This is a genomic window from Clostridium sp. 'deep sea' (assembly GCF_014931565.1).
In the GTDB taxonomy this organism is placed as follows: domain Bacteria; phylum Bacillota; class UBA994; order PWPR01; family PWPR01.
In genome coordinates this window covers 2936144-2954441 of record NZ_CP063353.1, presented here as the reverse complement: position 1 = coordinate 2954441, position 18298 = coordinate 2936144, and the positions used below count along the sequence as shown (strand labels likewise).

The following is an 18298-nucleotide window of genomic DNA, read 5'->3' as shown; positions in this document are numbered from 1 at the left end:
TAGCACTATGTAGCAAAGTCGTTTCTGCGGATTAGATTTTGAGTATGCTCTGTGTTTTAACAAACATCTATTACAGCAGGGTTCAGATCTCTTGCTGATAAGATAGTTATTTCTTTCGCCTTAATGTTACACTAAGATTAAGGTGGAGTTAATCAGATTGAGGCCAGACCCCACCGTGAGATAGGCCAGACTTCTTTTGTGAGAGGTATAATGGTAGGTTACGTAATGCTAATCACGGAATAACACAAGAACATCCCCTACATGGATCTTTTCTGTGAAATACCGTTTAAACAAAAAAAGAATTGCAACGCAATTCTAACATATTTACAATAATGTTCTTTATTTTCTTCGAAAAAAAGCTATTGTTATTTTTTAATTCGTAATTAAAAAAAACTTGCCAAAGCAAGTATTGTGGTGGTGGCGACTGGAGTCGAACCAGTGACCTTTCGGGTATGAACCGAATGCTCTAGCCAGCTGAGCTACGCCACCTTGTTTTTGGTGGCGGGGGCAGGACTCGAACCTACGACCTCCGGGTTATGAGCCCGACGAGCTACCAACTGCTCCACCCCGCGATGTTTTATGCCCATCAGCGTTACGCTTTCAGTGACGAGTTATAATATAACATAGGATTATAGCCTTGTCAATAATTTATTTAATAATTTTATCAAAAATCACACCTTGCAATAAAGAATTGTCTCTAATCTCTAACTCACTCTGCTGCCAATACTCTAAGGTTGCTAATAAAATTGCCGTTCCCGCAACAATTATTTCGGCTCTCTTTTTAGATTTTAAGCCAGTTAGCTTTAACCGTTGTTCTACAGTAAGATCATTTAATTTATTATATAAACCCAAGATTTGATTATAAGTTAATGATGAACCGTTTATTCTGTTTGGCTCATATTGCTCCATTTTAAGCTTTATAGCAGATAATGTAGTTATTGTACCGGCAACCCCTATAAAACGGCTTATAGGCAGTTTTTTGTTATTCCAGTAACTATGCCATAAGTCTTTCACATATTGTTTGAGTTTTAGAAATTCGTTTAGCTGAATTTGCTTGTTATTATCAGCAAACATATTGGTTAAACGCACTGATCCAGCTTTTATACTAGAGCTAAGTATTTTTTCTTTAGTAGTTATGGCAACTTCGGTACTGCCACCACCAATATCTAACACTGCTACACCTGCGATTAGCTTTTTGCTTTCTGTTGCACCACAATAACTGTACCAAGCCTCTTGTTCGCCTCTAATTACTTTAATATTTATTCCTGTTTTAAATGATACAGCTTGGCAAAAGTCTAAAGAGTTACTAGCAGACCTTAAGGCACTTGTACCTACACAATAAATCTCCTGACAGGCATAGTTTATTGCCATATTTTTAAACTCTTGTAGTGCCAAAATGCATCTTTCTTCAGTGTCCTTATTAATAATGCCACCAGAGGCTGTTAAATCAGCTCCTAGCTGAACCATCTTTAAGTCTCTATATAATTCCACTATTTTATTATTTATTACCTCTACAACTACCATTCTAAATGAATTACTTCCACAATCTATTACACTATATCTCATATCTTTATCTTTCTTTTGAGGTTCTTGCTGGTACAAAAACTTTATCTTCTTTGCCTACCATTCCATACTCTTTTCTGGCAACGATCTTAATATATTCGGGATCATCGAGTTTACTAACCTCTTGATGAAGCTCGGCTGTATTTTCTTGTATACCAGCTATTTCAGTCTCTAACTCTTTCTTTTGAGACAATAAGGAATTCAATTGTGTCCTTTGCATTAAGAACATTTTTCCACAGAATAAGATAGCCACCAGAATTACTCCTGCAGCTAAAATCCTTTTATACTTATTTTTTGGTTTCTTTGATTTTTTTAATCCAGAGACCTTTTGTCCCCTTAACTTTGCCCGTGAATAAACTTTTTTGGGGCGAGAATTTTTCTTTCGCATTTCATATCATCCTATGTAGTATTTAGCTAGTTATCTCTTTATTTTCATAATACAGGTAAAACCATTAGCAATGCAAGTAGTAATTTTAAAAACTGCCTCGAGGGGCCAAGTTATTATTCGACCTATAACGTAACAAACTCTCACTATAAAGCCAACAATTTTAAAGACCACTCTCTTTAACATTATTATAAATCTCTTAAGAACATTTTGAATCCTCTTACCCCAAATTAAATAATAGAAAATAATTCCAACAATAATTGAGATAAGATAGATAGGCCTTAAAGTTCCTGATGTTAACCAAACCATAACAGCGCTTACAAAAATAAAAACTACAAAGGCAAAGATAATTTCTGCAACAGCAAATACAATACCTTTAATACGCATTGCTTTGATAAGTGCTCTATAAATATCATGTATAAATGCTACTACTAATCCGGTAACTAATAGGCTTATGATAGAAATAAATTGCCATGCTGTATCGATGCTAATCACCTGCTTTATAAAGTTTTGAAAATCAGTATATTATTATATGCAATATTTATTACAGTAGTGATACATATCAAAAAGATTTTTCTCATATACATAAGTGAGCCAATGGCTAAAAGGTTTTTAGCTATAAAATCAAGGAGGGGACAAAATGGAACAAAACAATAAAGAGCATCGCATGATTATTACTAATAGAGAGCAACTTCTAATACAAGGCGTTCTTCATATTAGTAGCTTCAATGATGAAGAAATTATTTTAGAAACTGACTTAGGCATGTTATTAGTTCAAGGTGAAGAGCTACATATAAAGCAACTAAATTTAGACGATAGCCACATAGAAATAGAGGGTGTAGTTAAAACTCTTGATTACCTTGAAGATGTAGGTCCAGAGGGCTTTAGTCGTAAAAAACAAGGTCTTATTGCTAGATTATTCAAGTAGACTTGTTTTATAGAACAAAATAATCTTAAAAAAGTAGGGTAATTTTACCCTACTTTTAATCTTTGAACTTATAACTAGTTTTTTATTTTTAGGTAAGTTAAATTTAAACTGACCTTTTTACTGCCACATTTTAACTAAGGTAACGTCTTTAAAAAAGTACTTTACTATTTCTTCTGCATTTTTTCCAGAGTCAGCCATTGACTTTGCACCCCACTGTGACATTCCTACCCCATGACCATATCCTTGTCCTACCATTTTTACAGTATCTCCTTCTACTGTTATGCTTTTAAAAAAAGTTGATTTAACAATTTTGCTATCAAGCGCTAATCTAAATTGAGCAGCTGATACAACAACTCCACCTATATCAACTTTAATAGCCCTGCCAGATGGACCACTCTCTGCTATTTTTATTTCGCTAAAATCTGGTATTGTAGAGCCTGTTTTGGCACTTACTTTTTCTCTTATAGTTGCTTTTTTAATAGCTGCATTCCAGTCACTTATCTCTTGGGGAACTATTGATTTTCCAGGATCCTCTACGGTCTGTATATAGGGTGTTGGTACTTTATCGTAATCTAAACCCTCTATTGCTGTAGCTGTATAGCCACCACTATAAGCATGAAACCAAGATTTTATGAACTTATTATCATTAGCTAATACTTGTCCTCTTGTTTCTTCAACTGCTTTTTTAACACTGTCATTTACTTTACTAACATCGTATGCTTGAAACTCTTCTATAAGGGTTGAGGCATGGGCACCTCTAGCTGGAACTCCTCCAGTATCAGCAATTTTCTCTAAGGTAAAGGTTCTAGCTAAAATGGCCTGAGCTTTAAGTGCCTCTACTGACCAGTTTACATCCATTTCAGCAGCTACAACACCCTCTATGTATTTCTCGAATTTAACGTCTGTTATTTTTCCAGTTTTATCATCATACAACTTAATTGTTGGCTCAGTATTGTCAGCTGTTTTAATAGCCTCAGGGATTTCAGGCTTATTAGATTCAGCACCATTAGAGCAGCCAACAAACAGCAAACACATTGCTATAAAAACTATTATTGTTTTTCTCAACAAAAAAACCTCCCACTTTTTCTTAGTATCACCTACGTGGGAGGTTTCATGTATTATATTACGTGACTTTCTTTTAAAACCTCATACATTGCTGAGGCATCTGCCTTATTAGCATGAGCTAAAATTTGCAAAACTTTAAACGTAACTATTTTACTACCAAAATCAATCTCCAAAATATCTTCCAAAGTCACATCACTACCTGCTTTTGCGGGTCTGTCGTTTATTTTAACTCGACCTTGATCACAAATTTCTTTAGCTAATGTTCGTCTTTTAATAATTCTAGAAATTTTAAGGTACTTGTCTAGTCTTATTGTTGCTAGTTCATTATTCAACTGTCTTTTTAACAATCTCCTTTAAGTTTTTACCAGCTTTAAAAGATGGTACATAGTGTGCAGGTATATAAACCTTTTCCTCAGGTTTACGAGGATTATGTCCCTCACGACCACGTCTAATTCTTCTTTCAAATGTTCCAAAACCAACTAAACGTACGTTAACGCCATCTGCAATAGATTTAGAAATCTCATCTAAAAACATTGATACAACCTTGTCTACATCCTTGTTTGTTAACGCTGTTTTCTCTGCAATAGCTTTAACTAATGCGCTCTTGTTAATAACAGGATTTTTCATTTCCATTCCATTTTTGCTCATAAGAGCACCTCCTACAGTCTATAACCTATTTTTTTTAGCCTCTTCCCAGAAGGCATCAAGTTCTGATAGCGTAAACTCAGTTATCTGTTTTCCGCTAAGTTCAACTTGTTTTTCAATATATTTAAACCGTCGTTTAAACTTTTGCACAGTTTGCAGTAGCGCTACTTCACTATCTACATCCATAAAGCGTGACAAATTAACAACGGCAAAAAGCACATCACCAAGTTCTTCTGCTTTTTCAGTATCACCTTTTGCTTCTTGTAACTCATTTATTTCTTCAAATAGTTTGTCCCATACTTGGCTTATATCATCCCAATCAAATCCTACTCGTGCTGCTTTCTCTTGTACTTTGGCTGCCTGCATTAATGCTGGCAGGGTGACTGTCACATTATCAAGTAAGCCAATAGGACCATTTTGTTTAGATGATTTTTCTTTCATCTTTATTTGTTCCCAATTATGTAGAACTTCACTAGTATTATTGACAATTTTATCAGCAAATACATGCGGATGACGTCTAATCATCTTCTCATTTATGCTTTTTATTACATTTTTTAAACAAAAATCGTTATTTTCTTTGGCAATTTGAGAATGAAAAACTATTTGCAATAATAAATCTCCCAGTTCTTCACATAACATATCCATGTTTTTTAGTTCTAACGCCTCTAAAACTTCATATGTTTCTTCAAGCAATGAAGTTTTTAAGCTACTATGAGTCTGCTCTCTATCCCATGGACAACCATGGGGTGACCTTAGTATTTCAAGTATATCCTCTAACCTACTTATAGCATTTAAAGAAGCGCTTTTATCTGCAGGTACATATACAGAAGTAAGATGATCAAACTCATGCCAATCTAATTGATATAGGGGAACATTAATTACTGTTTCAGCACTGGCTATACCAATAGATTTAAGTATTTTTATTTGATGTTCTGCGTCATATTCTTCTAATAATACTAATTTTAAATCACCAGCTGTTAGTTTATTATAAACTTGCGTAATTAGCAACTCTTTACCTGACCAAATTGATTTAGAAGGTAAATTTAAGGCATCTAAAGCAATAATACCATTTGAAGGGTCTGTTTTTAGATAGCTATAGATTACATCTAGTGAGCTAATACCAGATACAATTTCTACCTCTATCTCTTTCTCTCTACATAATTCTATTAACTGCTTAACTGTTTTCTCTAAAACTAATGGATGCCCTGGTACAGCATAATGTACCAAGTTATTATCCTTAAAGTTTGATATGACATGCTTACATATATTATCATAAACATCCGTAAATGTGTTAACTTCGTCATAAAAATTATCACATGTACTAAATTTTATTCCTTGTTGTGACATGGTTTTTACCATTGGATGATGTTTGGTTCGTAAAATAAGGCACTTACTATTCTCTACTTCATGCTTTGCTTTTAGGGTAAGTTGATTCCAAGACCCTGGTCCCAAACCAATTATTCTTAGTTGATTACTCAATTTAATCTCTCCTTAGTAGCCTTAGTTTACCTGCAACTCTTATTATAATTGGACCAACATAAGGTATTGACTCTAATTCTGACTTTGAAAAACATTTAGTTAGCAACACAGCTATCGCATAACAAACTACACCAATCATAACAGAAGCCAAAGCCGATATCGAATTAGCAAACTCTGCCTTTACAAATACACTGTAACTTCCGTATACAAATATTCCCATTATTCCGGTAGCTATTAACGGTCTTACAATCATATCAAATATGTCAAATCTTAAGCCAGTGTGTTTACATACTGATCTTACATTTAAGATAGAAGCTACTGCATAGGCCAATACACTTGAAATTGCAGCCCCTCGTATATTGAGCACTGGTATTGCTATTAAGGTATAGTTAAGTACAATTTTAACCACGCCACCTATTAACAGGTTTCTTACTGGTAATCCAGTATACCCTAAACCCTGTAAAATACCTGTACAACATTGGTGCAACGTTAAAAAGATAACAGCAAATGCTAATATCTGCAACACCTTAGCTGAATTTGTAAAACCGAATAACATTCCTGTAACAGGTGTAGCAAGTATACTTAATCCTAAAGCAGCAGGCAAACCAATCATTAAAATTAGTTTTATTGCCAGTTTAGAACGCGATCTTACCTCTCTCCACTTACCAGATGAACTAGCCATAGAAATAGCCGGTACTAAACTTGCAGCTAAAGCGTAGGCTAACATAGATGGTAGGTTGATTAAAGGGATAACAGTAGTTAAATCACCATATAAGCTAAGAGCCTCTGTTGATTCAATTCCTGCATCTAACAATCTACTTTTTACTAATACTGTATCAATACCGTTCATTAATGGTAATACCATAGCTCCAATAGTAATAGGGATTGCAAAAACTAGGATTCTTTTAATAATTTGATTTGTTGATCTTTTACTTACTCTTGGGCTTTGCCTTGTTAGCTTATTAAGAAAAGGTTTGCTTCTTAAATATATAAATATTATAACAATCAAGCCAACTAATGATCCAATCACAGCACCAAATGAAGCTCCAGCGGCTGTTATTTCAAGCTTAGAATTAATGCTCACTAAATACCAAGATAATACTAAAACTGTTATTATTCTACCAAATTGCTCCGATAATTGAGCAATTGCTGTAGGCCACATCATTTGTAAACCTTGAAAAAATCCTTTTATTGAGGCCATCAGGGCTACAATAAATATAGCTGGAGCAACTGCTAACATTGGATACAAGGCCCTCGGTTCTTTAACAATTTTATTTGAAATGAATGGCGCAGTTAACATAAAACCTACTGTAAAGACTAGGCCAATCGAAGTTAATAGAATTGTTGCAACCTTAAATATACGCCTTGCTTCACCCATTCTGTTTTTAGTAGCTTCTTCTGAAACTAGTTTAGAGATTGCTACGGGTATTCCTGTTGCTGATACAGCAAGCAATAGAGCATATATGCTATAACCCATTTGGTATAGACCCATACCTTCTCTACCAATTAATCTTGTTAAAGGTATTCTATAAATCGCACCAAGCATTCGTGAAAATATACCAGCAAAAGATAATATTGCTGCGTTTTTTACAAAAGAGGCTTGTTTTTGTTTTCGCATCTTAATCCCCACTTTCCGACAACGACATTAATTATTATAACAAATAGTGCTTATACTTAAAACAAAAAAATAAAAAAAGAGCTGTAATATAATTCAATACAACTCTTTAAACTACTATAAATATTTAGTTAACTCATTTTTTAGTGCATGTTACTCTTTTCTTAGCAGTTTTAGCTTACTAGCTATAGCTATTATCGTATTTCCTACATACGGTATCATATTAAGTTCGGACTCTGTAAAACACTTTGTTAGAATAACACCTATTCCAAAAAAACCAACCCCAAGCCCCACAGATAATAATGTAGCTATAAGGTTTGATATTCCTAAAGAAGAGACATAATTATAACTAAATGACGTTACTAATGTCATTAACGCTGTTGCCAATAGAGGCCTTATGATCATGTCTTTCCACTTAATTTTCAACCCAACCATTTTAGTAACAGACCTAAAGTTTAATATAGAGGCAACACCATAAGCTATAATAGTTGATATTGCAGCTCCTTTAATATTAATTGCAGGAATTGCTATTAAAAAATAATTAAGTACAAGCTTAATAATGGCACCAATTGTTAGATTAATTACTGGAATTTTTGTGTGACCAAGGCCTTGTAATATACCAGTACAGGCCTGTTGCAGTGTTAAAAATACTACAGCAAAGGCAGCTAATTCTAAAAGTATGCCAGGAGCAATATTTTTATATAACATCATTGAAATAGGTTTAGATAATAAGCTTAGGCCTGCCGCAGCAGGTAACCCAACTATTAAAATTAGCTTAATTGCTAGCTCTGATTTAGCTTTTACTTCTTTTTTTCTACCATGCAGATTAGCAATTGAAATAGCAGGTACTAAGCTTGCGGCAAGCCCATTAGCTATGGTAGAAGGCAAGTTTACTAAAGGCATGGCTCCACCAGATAAGTTTCCATACATTTTAGTAGCATCTTTTATAGTATATCCAATACTAATTAGTCTATTTTTAACTAATATAGTATCAATACCGTTCATTACAGGGATTATCATTGCTCCTAAGGTAATTGGAATGGCGTATGCTAAAATTCGTTTAATAAGTTGTTTGTTTGAGAGTTTACTTGTTTTAGGGTTGCCTTTAATTCTTTTATTAATTTTAGATTTATAAACAAAATAGATAACTACTATCACAATAAGTCCAAATAGCGAACCTATAGTTGAGCCAAAAGTAGCAGATGCGGCTGTTATCTCTATACTGGAATTTAGCTTAATGGTGTACCATGCCAATAATAGCACAGCTATAATTCGTACTACTTGTTCTACAATTTGGGAAATTGCAGTTGGCCACATAATTTGCAGACCTTGAAAAAAACCTCTTATTGATGCCATTAAAGCCACTAAAAATATCGCAGGGGCTATTGCCACCAAGGGATAGACAACTCTGGGGTCTCCATTTAATTTTGCTATTAAAGGAGCAGTTATTATGAGTGCAATTGTTACTACAAAACCAATCGTGGTTATTAAAATTGTGGCTAAGCTAAATATTCTTTTTACTTCGCCCATTCTGTTTTTAGATGTCTCTTCTGATACTAACTTAGAAATTGCTACAGGTATACCCGTTGCTGAAATAGCAAATAACATGGCATATATACTATATCCTGTCGCATACAAGCCAATACCTTCTGCATTGATAAGTCTATATAAAGGTATTCTATAAAGAGCGCCCAATACTCTACAAAATAACGCTCCAAATGATAGAATAGCTGCATTTCTTACTAGTGATTTTTTTGTTTGTTTACTCAAGCCTCACCCTCCCTTATGGTTATTGACTTATTATAGCAATAATCATATGTTAAATAAAGTAAAAAATCCCTATAAAAAATAAATAGAGGCAGTACAAAGGTACTACCTCAAGTATATGATGCAATATTAAATTTAATTAGTTAATCGGCCATTTGTTTTCCTAAAAATGCTGCAGCTGTTTCGGCTAATTTAAGTTCAATTTCAGTTAGTTGACTTTGTTTATCTCGGGTAAAGAAAATTACTGATCCAACAGGTTGTCCTTGTGAGACAATAGGTACTAATAATGCTTGGTAGTATGTATACTCATTACTTACATGTTGTAGTAAACCACCATTAAACTCATAGGCATCATTAGCTACTTTTATCTCTAGTTTTTTTCTGTTCTCCATAGCTGCATCGGCCTGTGGACCTATTCGTTTACCTTTTAGGTCTTTAACTCCACCTGCTACAGCAATTACAGAGTCTCTATCTGTTATCATAACTGGCTTACCAGTTGTTTCAAATAATGCCTCACCATACTCTAATGAAAATTCAGATAATTCGCCTATTGGTGAGTATTTTCTTAAAATTACGGATCCTTCTCGATCTACAAAAACCTCTAGAGGATCTCCCTCACGAATACGCATGGTACGGCGAATTTCTTTAGGAATAACTACCCGGCCTAAATCATCAATACGACGTACTATCCCAGTTGCTTTCATTAATATCCCCCTTTTGCCTTTCCATTAAATGTTCAGCGCCAAACAATTATTCTTGTTTTAGCACGAAGTTGAGTAATATATTCTTTCCATTTGCTAATTACATAGAGCTCTTTTATGTCGGCTTTAACTATATCTTTAACTGCCTCAAACTCCAGCAACTGTGATTTAACTACATTCTCAACTTTAATAATATGATACCCTTCACCTGTGGTAACAATTCCTCTTTTTTCTCCTATCTCCATGTCAAATATTGCCTTTTCCAAATTAATATCAAGTTGACCTTTCTTAACCCATAGTTTTAGAGTATTATCTGCTAAGGAAAATTGCTTATTATACTTAACTAAAACTTCAAAAAAATCACTGCCACTTTTGATATCATTCCAAACTATTTGAGCTTGATCTTGATTTTTAAGAGTAATTATTACTGCTTGAACTTTGGGGGGAGTTATATATTGATTTTGGTTGTCAATATAGAATTTATGAGCCTCCTCGTCATTAACTTGCTTTTCACCAAGCATGTTTTTAGCTAATCTTAAAATTGCTTGTTTATGCAAGCATGATTTTAATTCATCTTCATTAGTTTTATGTTTTTTATATAAGTCCGTTAACTGTATATTTTTTCTTTTAGCTTGTTCCATAACTAATAAAAATAATTTTTCTTGTTCATTAGTAATTTCTTTTTGGGATAATAGATTATTTGCAATAGTGTCCGCTTCTACCAATATAGAGTTAAGATATTCCTGAAATATTTGCACAGTTGTATCTCTTTTTTGGTTTATAGGATCTTTAAGCAGTAAATCATAAAATACGTTATAGCATTTTTCGATACTTTGTCTATTAGAGCGACTTATTAATAAGCCTCCTAAATTTAGTTGCTCATCATGAGATTTAGTATAGGCTACTATATCATTATTATTAATATAGGCAACCCATTTAATTCCCATAATTAAAGATACAATAACTAGCATAAGTAAAATAGCCGTTAATGTTAAAGCTATAATGTTCTTTTTAGCAAAATCTATTATCATTACAGAGTCCTCTTTTATTCTTCTTTCTCAAACTCAATTAGCTTATATAATATTCGACTTAGCTCTTTAAGCTGTTGTTCCGGTTCTTCTGATTTGACACATAATTTTAATATTACTGTTGAGCCGGTAGTTAATTGTATTTGAGATCCATATGTTTTCCATAAATTTTGGAAAGAATCTGGTTTTATTGCAGCATTATTGGCAAATACAGCCTTAAAGGTATTTTTTGTTCTTTTAAGTGATTGTATTTTTAGTATCTCTAGTAGTGACTTAATCTCTGTTATTAATAAAAGATTTCTAACAGGCAATGGTGGATTACCAAATCTATCTAAAAGTTCATCAGTGATATCATGAATATCGTTAACATGCCTGCAAGAAACAATTTTTTTATACATTTCTATTTTAAGCTTATTGTCTTTAATATATCTATTAGGAATATAAGCATCTATAGCAACCTCAATTTCGCACTCGAACTTTTGCTCTGGTAGCTCTCCCTTTAATTCTCTAATAGACTGTTCTAATAGGTTAACATACATGTCATAGCCTACCTGCATCATAAATCCACTCTGTTCCGGCCCTAATACATTACCTGCTCCCCGAATTTGTAAATCTCTAAGCGCAATTTTAAAACCTGCCCCTAACTCCGTAAATTCCCGAATTGCATTAAGACGCTTCTCAGCTATTTCACTAAGTACCTTATCTTTTCTATAGGTTAAATAAGCATATGCCATTCTATTAGCTCTCCCAACCCTACCTCGCAATTGATATAGTTGTGATAATCCAAATTTATCAGCATCTTCAACTATTAGGGTATTTACATTAGGGATATCTAAACCACTCTCTATTATGGTTGTACTTACTAAAACATCGTACTCGTGATTAAAAAAATCTAACATAATCTGCTCAAGTTTTCGCTCTGACATTTGCCCATGTCCTACAGCTATTCTGGCCTCTGGTAATATTTTTTGTAGCTTTTCGGCGGTGTATTCTATATCTTTGACTCTATTGTGTAAAAAATATACCTGACCTTCACGCTCAAGCTCTCGTTTTATACATTCAGCAATAAGATTTGCTTCATATTCTACAACATAGGTTTGAACTGGATAGCGATTTTCTGGGGGTGTTTCAATTAAACTCAAATCTCTCATACCCACCATAGACATATGTAGGGTTCTTGGGATTGGAGTTGCACTTAAGGTTAATACATCTACATTAGACTTAAGCTGTTTGATTTTTTCTTTATGGGCTACCCCAAAACGCTGCTCTTCATCAATAACCAATAATCCTAAATCTTTAAATTTAACTTTATCTTGTAATATTGCGTGGGTTCCGACTACAACATCTACCAATCCTTGATTTAATCTTTCAATAGTTTTTAAGTTCTCTTTACGAGACCTAAACCTACTTAACATAGCCACATTAAGTGGGTATTTTGTTAATCGTGATTTAAATGTTCTATAGTGTTGATGAGCCAAGATAGTTGTTGGAACTAATATAGCTACCTGTTTACCAAACATAGCTGCCTTAAACACTGCCCTCAGTGCTACCTCAGTTTTGCCATAACCTACATCACCACATAGTAGTCTATCCATTGGGGTATGATTTATCATGTCTTGCTTAATATCATGGATTGCCTTTAGCTGATCTTCGGTTTCATTAAATGGAAAAGCATTTTCAAATTCATCTTGCCATTTATCATCTGTAGGGTAAGAAATACCACCTACAGCTTCTCGTTTGGCATAGAGCTTTAGCAACTCACTTGCCATCTCCTGAACAGAAGCCTTTACTCGCTTTTTAACTTTTTGCCATTCACTATTTCCTAGGGCATAAAGCCTTGGAGCATTACCCTCAGAACCTACGTATTTTTGAACTAATTGAATTTGATCTACAGGTACATAGAGACGATCTTCGCCCTTATATTTAATTGTAAGGTAATCACGATGTACATTATTAATCTCCATAGTTTTTAAGCCTTGGTAAACACCAATACCATGAGAAACATGTACTACATAGTCTCCTACATTTAATTCTCGATAATCTAGTAGTTTTTTACGACTATCTTTTTGTCCAGTAGTTTTTCTTCGGGCTCTTTTCACTGTTCCAAAGATATCATGCTCGGTTATCATTATGAGCTGTAGTTCGGGTATTTCAAATCCTTTTTTTAGACTGCCTTGGGTTAACAAAACCTGACCTCCAGCTAAGTTATCTGGAAATTTATCCACAACTAAGGATTCAATACCACAGCCTTTTATTTGATCTGCTAAAGCCTTAAGTTTACTGCTGTCATTACAGGTTATTAAAACCCGATAGTTTTGCTTTACTCTATGTTTTATTTCCTCAATTAATAAGTCTATTTGGCCATGAAATACTGGAACTTGCCTTGCTGCAAAAGTATGTAAGGCAGTTGGTTTATGGGGCTTAACTTGTCTTGATAATAGTGATAGTGTTAATGATTTTTTAGTTTTAGTTGAGTCATCAACCAAACTACTATAACTATGTAAAGTAGCCTGTTGTCTTGGTAACAAGTTATTATCGTTAAATATTTCTGTTAAGAGTAATCTAGCCCTATCTGCTAATCTAGCTGGTTCATCCCATATAATAAGTGGTTGTTGTTCACAGTAACTTAGTAGTGAATAATTGAGTGAAGTAAAATATGCTGAATACTGTTCATAACCAGCTACCCCATTGCCTTGCTTTAATATTGCCAAATCCTCAAGCCATCGATTTTTCATTTGACTATCTGGAATAGCTTTTATATTTCTATTAATATCTGACTCTAGTAGTTTAAGTCCACTGTTCATTTTATTCATATTAAAGCTATACTCAGATGCAGGCATCAGGGTTACGTTATCTACTACTTTTACGGTACGTTGATCATTTACATCAAAGTACCTAATAGAATCTACCTCATCACCAAAAAACTCTATTCTTATCGGGTATTCATGTAGCAACGTAAAAATATCTATAATATCGCCTCTGACACTAAACTGGGCGTATGCCTCTACTTGATTGGTCCTTTTATAACCAGAAGATATTAATTCTTTAATTAAATCGTTCTGATCAATTATTCCGCCACTTTGTACTTTAATTGCTAGTTGCCAGAGTGATTCTGGTTTAGGTAATGCCTCCATTATCGCCTCTATGGTAGTTAAAACCACAACTTGATGATTAGTTTTTAGAGCTTGCATTACCTGTAATCTTAATTTCGTTGCATCGTGGCTATCTGCCAACAATAAACGCTGTAGCTTGATATCCTTTTTAGGATAAAAAAGAACATTATAATCAGGTAAAAGTGTTTGTAAATCTTCTTGCCAGCTTAGGGCTTGTTTCTCTTCACTAGCAATTATAATTGATGCACATTGTAAATCATTTAGTAGTGAAGATATTAAAGCAGTTTTTTGGGTTCCCATTAAACCAAAGGCCGCCTGCTCACCTTTACTGTTATTTAAGTTATTTTTTAAGTCATCATAAGCAGATAGTTTTCGAATATGTTCTAGCAAATTATGCATATTATCACCTCACATTTAAAACGAGAAAAAGCCCCAATATTGTAATGGGGGGTCCTCTAAACTTATTTTGTTAACATAATTTTATTATAAATCATATGAGCTACTGAGCTTGCTGCAAGTGACCATAATAGCCCTAAATGACTATAAACATAGGTTGCTAATAAACCAAAAAAAGTGTGAGAAGCTATGCTAAGTATAGCAGCTAATTTTTCACCAGCGTAAAAATCTGTTATAGCTTCTACAATACCAAATATTAGATGATCATAAAGTATTGGTATATTAAATTGCACAGCAGAATAGGTCTTTAAAAACTCTTCTATGATAGGTATTAAATCAGTTAAAACAGCCAGCCCTATTTTTCTTATAATAATTGAGTTGAAAACATAGGCTAAACTCGCTGCAAATAATGATACTAGTATAATGCGCAAGTTTGTCCTCCTATTTTCTTTTTAGTATACCCAAAATTTAAATTGCCCTATTCTATATTAATGTTAAATTTATTCATTGCTTTATCAATACCTTCTTTAGCAAAACATAGTATACTATTAACAGCCTCTTCTATTACCTTATCAATGATTATCTGTTCATCCTCACTGAATTTACCTAACACAAAATCTATTTGACTATATCCTGGTTTATCTATACCTATACGTAATCTAGGAAAATCACTACTTCCTAAACTATTTATAATTGATTTCATACCATTATGACCACCAGCACTGCCTTGCTTTCTAAGTCTCATTTTACCAACCTCAAAATCAAAATCATCATATACAATGAGAATATCACTTAAATCACATTTATAAAAGGATTTTAAAGCAGCTACACTAAGACCACTATTATTCATAAATGTTAAGGGCTGTAGTAATACTATATCTTCACCCTCGTAAACTGTTTTTGCAAATAATCCTTTAAATTTCTGCTGGGTGGTTTTTACATTTAATCTTTCAGCCAATTTGGCAATAACTGCAAAACCTAAGTTGTGGCGTGTATTTTCGTATTTACGACCCGGATTTCCAAGCCCTACAATATATTTCATATAATCACCTTAAAGCATAATTTTTACCCAAAATTACAAAGGGGCTACTCTAATAGACTTAACCTATTTGAGTCACCCCTTATAGTATGTTTTTCTCAGTGGACTGCTAGGGTTAGCTATCTACTAATATAGTTAAGACTAGTCCAAGTTAAATAATTCTGAAACAGAACGGTGCTCATAAATTCTTTTAATAGCCTTAGAGAATAAATCTCCCACAGATAATACTTTAATATTATCTAATGCTCTGGCTTGCTTAGCTAGTGGAACAGTATTAGTAACAACTAATTCTTTTAAAACACTAGCAGCAATTCTATCTACAGCTGGGCCTGAAAGGATTGGATGTACACAACCTGCATAAACCTCTCTAGCTCCCATCTTCATTAGTGCTTCTGCACCGCGTGTAATAGTTCCTGCTGTATCGATAATATCATCTGTCATAACAGCAATTTTGCCTTCTATTTCACCTATTACATTCATTACTTCCATTTCATTTGCTCTTGGACGTCTTTTATCAATAATTGCCAAAGGAGCATTTAATGCAACCGCTAAGTGTCTAGCGCGAGTAATTCCGCCATTATCTGGAGATACAACTACTATATCATCTCTACCTTTAAAACCAAGGCTTACAAAATATTCAGCTAAAATATTATTAGCTTCTAAGTTATCAACTGGAATATCGAAAAAGCCTTGAATTTGCCTTGCATGTAAGTCCATTGTTAAAACTCTATCTGCGCCGGCAACAGTAAATAGATTAGCTACCAATTTTGCTGTAATAGGATCTCTGGCTTTAGACTTTCTGTCTTGTCTAGCATATCCAAAGTATGGTATAACAGCAGTAATTGAACGAGCAGATGCTCTACGTAAAGCGTCAATATAAATTAACACTTCCATAAGATTCTCAGCTGTTGGTGAACAGGTAGGTTGAATAATAAAAGCATCACAACCGCGAACACTTTCATCTATACGTACAGATTTTTCACCGTCACTAAAAACAACCAAACTACTTTCCGCTAAAGATGTACCACATGCTTTAGCAATCTCTTCAGCTAACTCTACATGAGCTGAACCAGTAAACAGCTTTAATTTGCTCATTTCCTCCATGATAAATCCTCCCCTGTAGTAACTCTACTAGTGCTTATTTGTACTTTCCTTAACTCTTTTTCGGCGTGATACCCAATCTTCTTTATTAATCTGCCTACTTCTTGCAATAGCAAGTGCGTTAGATGGTACATTATCTGTTACAGTAGAACCTGCTGCAACATATGCTCCTTTTTCTATTTTTACAGGAGCAACAAGGTTTGAATTACAACCTACAAAAGCATTATCTTCAACTGTGGTACGATGTTTATTTACTCCATCATAATTCACAACTATAGCACCTGCTCCGAGATTAACCTTTTCGCCTACATCTGTATCGCCAACATAGCTTAAATGATTCACTTTGCTTTCTTTTCCTATGGTAGAGTTTTTAACCTCCACAAAAGTTCCTATTTTACCTTTGGTTTTAACTAAGGTATTAGGACGTAAATAAGCAAACGGGCCTATTTTAACATTGCTATGCACCGTTGAATCGCGTAAAGTTGAACGTTCTATTACAGCATTATCTGCAATTTCACAGTTCGTAATATGTGTATATGGCCCTATTACGCAATCACTACCTATTGTACTATTTCCGGTTAAATAAGTAAAAGGTAAAATTGTAGTATCGCTTGCAATTTTAACGCTTGGCTCAATAAAAGTTGTTTCTGGACTAACAATTGTTACTCCGTTTTTCATTAATTTAGTTAATGTGTTATTATTTAAATATTTTTCAGCCTCAGCTAATGATACTCTATCATTAACATTAAGAGTTTCTAAATCGGTTAATGCTTTTACAGCAGACACTACTTTTTCTTTTTTTATTAAGTATTTAAAGGTATCAGGCATGTAATACTCACCTTGGGCATTGTTGTTATTTAATCCCTTAAAGCTCTCTAATAAATCCTCTGCTTCGTAACAACAAATACCTGCCCATACTTCTTTAATAAGTTTTTCTCGTTCATTAGCATCTTTTTCTTCAACAGTGTAAGCAACTCTACCGTCTTCGTTTCTAACTATTCTGCCAAAGCCAAATGGTTTATCTTTAATAGAAGTCATAAGTGTTGCACTCGCTCTATCTGTATAGTGTTTATGCAATAACAACTCTAATGACTCTTTAGTTATTAATGGTCCATCTGCTAAAAATACTAATATAGTACAATCTCTATGCTGATGTATAAAATCATTAGCTTGTAATAAGGCATGACCTGTTCCTAACAACTCTTTTTGATAAATATAATTATATCCCTCACCTAAGTTTTGCTTAACTTTTTCAGCATCATTTCCTATTACAACAGCTATATCTTTAACATTAATTTCTTTTACTGTATCTATTAAATGGTTTATTATTGGTTTCCCAGCTAAGGGATGTAGATTTTTTATTAATTTTGACTTCATTCTTTTACCCTTGCCAGCGGTAAGAAGAATGGCAACTAAATCTTTATTCATGGTGTTCCCTCCTTATCGGAACTAGCTACTTTGATGTTAATATAT

General features: G+C 33.8%; 17 protein-coding genes and 2 tRNA genes. 1 reads left to right on the top strand and 18 read right to left on the bottom strand.

The window, feature by feature from the left end; translation table 11 throughout:
- Positions 1 to 412: 412 nt before the first annotated feature.
- The 5 genes from IMX26_RS13715 to yabQ all read right to left on the bottom strand — a co-directional run bounded on the left by IMX26_RS13715 (position 413) and on the right by yabQ (position 2443).
- A tRNA-Met gene (locus IMX26_RS13715) sits at positions 413 to 489 on the bottom strand.
- Between the two features lie 7 nt (positions 490 to 496).
- Positions 497 to 572 (bottom strand) — tRNA-Met (locus IMX26_RS13710).
- A 76-nt stretch (positions 573 to 648) separates the two neighbouring features.
- Entirely contained in the window at positions 649 to 1602 is a 954-nt protein-coding gene (locus IMX26_RS13705; RefSeq protein WP_195158939.1) for a Ppx/GppA phosphatase family protein, read from the bottom strand.
- Entirely contained in the window at positions 1571 to 1951 is a 381-nt protein-coding gene (locus IMX26_RS13700; RefSeq protein ID WP_195158938.1) for a septum formation initiator family protein, read from the bottom strand. Before IMX26_RS13700 ends, IMX26_RS13705 begins: the two co-directional genes overlap by 32 nt.
- Positions 1952 to 1981: 30 nt before the next feature.
- The gene (gene yabQ / locus IMX26_RS13695; RefSeq protein WP_195158937.1) at positions 1982 to 2443 is read right to left on the bottom strand and encodes a spore cortex biosynthesis protein YabQ; all 462 of its coding nucleotides are present in this window, start codon (positions 2441 to 2443) and stop codon (positions 1982 to 1984) included.
- Between the two features lie 145 nt (positions 2444 to 2588).
- Here yabQ and yabP point away from each other — a divergent pair, with 145 nt between their 5' ends.
- A complete protein-coding gene (gene yabP, locus IMX26_RS13690; protein ID WP_195158936.1) occupies positions 2589 to 2876 on the top strand; it encodes a sporulation protein YabP in 288 nt (95 codons plus the stop codon).
- Between the two features lie 117 nt (positions 2877 to 2993).
- Here yabP and IMX26_RS13685 read toward each other — a convergent pair whose 3' ends face one another.
- The 13 genes from IMX26_RS13685 to glmU form a co-directional block, all read right to left on the bottom strand.
- Positions 2994 to 3941, bottom strand: a complete 948-nt coding sequence (locus tag IMX26_RS13685) for a SpoIID/LytB domain-containing protein (RefSeq protein WP_195158935.1) — start codon at positions 3939 to 3941, stop codon at positions 2994 to 2996.
- A gap of 53 nt (positions 3942 to 3994) precedes the next feature.
- Positions 3995 to 4252 (bottom strand): RNA-binding S4 domain-containing protein, encoded by a 258-nt coding sequence (locus tag IMX26_RS13680; protein ID WP_195161412.1) that lies wholly within the window; start codon positions 4250 to 4252, stop codon positions 3995 to 3997.
- A 13-nt stretch (positions 4253 to 4265) separates the two neighbouring features.
- Positions 4266 to 4553 carry an HU family DNA-binding protein gene (locus tag IMX26_RS13675; RefSeq protein ID WP_195161411.1) on the bottom strand — a complete coding sequence of 96 codons (288 nt, stop codon included), beginning with the start codon at positions 4551 to 4553 and terminating at the stop codon, positions 4266 to 4268.
- Between the two features lie 54 nt (positions 4554 to 4607).
- Positions 4608 to 6065 (bottom strand): nucleoside triphosphate pyrophosphohydrolase, encoded by a 1458-nt coding sequence (mazG, locus tag IMX26_RS13670; RefSeq protein ID WP_195158934.1) that lies wholly within the window; start codon positions 6063 to 6065, stop codon positions 4608 to 4610.
- A gap of 1 nt (position 6066) precedes the next feature.
- Complete coding sequence (locus IMX26_RS13665) at positions 6067 to 7683, bottom strand: polysaccharide biosynthesis protein (protein ID WP_195158933.1); 1617 nt, start codon at positions 7681 to 7683, stop codon at positions 6067 to 6069.
- A gap of 150 nt (positions 7684 to 7833) precedes the next feature.
- Complete coding sequence (locus IMX26_RS13660; RefSeq protein WP_195158932.1) at positions 7834 to 9450, bottom strand: polysaccharide biosynthesis protein; 1617 nt, start codon at positions 9448 to 9450, stop codon at positions 7834 to 7836.
- 140 nt (positions 9451 to 9590) lie between these two features.
- Positions 9591 to 10151, bottom strand: a complete 561-nt coding sequence (locus tag IMX26_RS13655) for a stage V sporulation T C-terminal domain-containing protein (protein WP_195158931.1) — start codon at positions 10149 to 10151, stop codon at positions 9591 to 9593.
- A gap of 32 nt (positions 10152 to 10183) precedes the next feature.
- The gene (locus IMX26_RS13650; RefSeq protein ID WP_195158930.1) at positions 10184 to 11179 is read right to left on the bottom strand and encodes a peptidyl-prolyl cis-trans isomerase; all 996 of its coding nucleotides are present in this window, start codon (positions 11177 to 11179) and stop codon (positions 10184 to 10186) included.
- 14 nt (positions 11180 to 11193) lie between these two features.
- The gene (gene mfd, locus IMX26_RS13645; protein ID WP_195158929.1) at positions 11194 to 14688 is read right to left on the bottom strand and encodes a transcription-repair coupling factor; all 3495 of its coding nucleotides are present in this window, start codon (positions 14686 to 14688) and stop codon (positions 11194 to 11196) included.
- Positions 14689 to 14750: 62 nt separating this feature from the next.
- Positions 14751 to 15116, bottom strand: a complete 366-nt coding sequence (locus tag IMX26_RS13640) for a hypothetical protein (protein WP_195158928.1) — start codon at positions 15114 to 15116, stop codon at positions 14751 to 14753.
- Between the two features lie 47 nt (positions 15117 to 15163).
- Positions 15164 to 15727, bottom strand: coding sequence for an aminoacyl-tRNA hydrolase (pth, locus tag IMX26_RS13635; protein ID WP_195158927.1), 564 nt, complete (start codon positions 15725 to 15727; stop codon positions 15164 to 15166).
- Positions 15728 to 15865: 138 nt separating this feature from the next.
- Positions 15866 to 16828 (bottom strand): ribose-phosphate pyrophosphokinase, encoded by a 963-nt coding sequence (locus IMX26_RS13630; protein WP_279324862.1) that lies wholly within the window; start codon positions 16826 to 16828, stop codon positions 15866 to 15868.
- Positions 16829 to 16855: 27 nt separating this feature from the next.
- Positions 16856 to 18253, bottom strand: a complete 1398-nt coding sequence (glmU, locus tag IMX26_RS13625; RefSeq protein ID WP_195158926.1) for a bifunctional UDP-N-acetylglucosamine diphosphorylase/glucosamine-1-phosphate N-acetyltransferase GlmU — start codon at positions 18251 to 18253, stop codon at positions 16856 to 16858.
- Positions 18254 to 18298 lie beyond the last annotated feature (45 nt).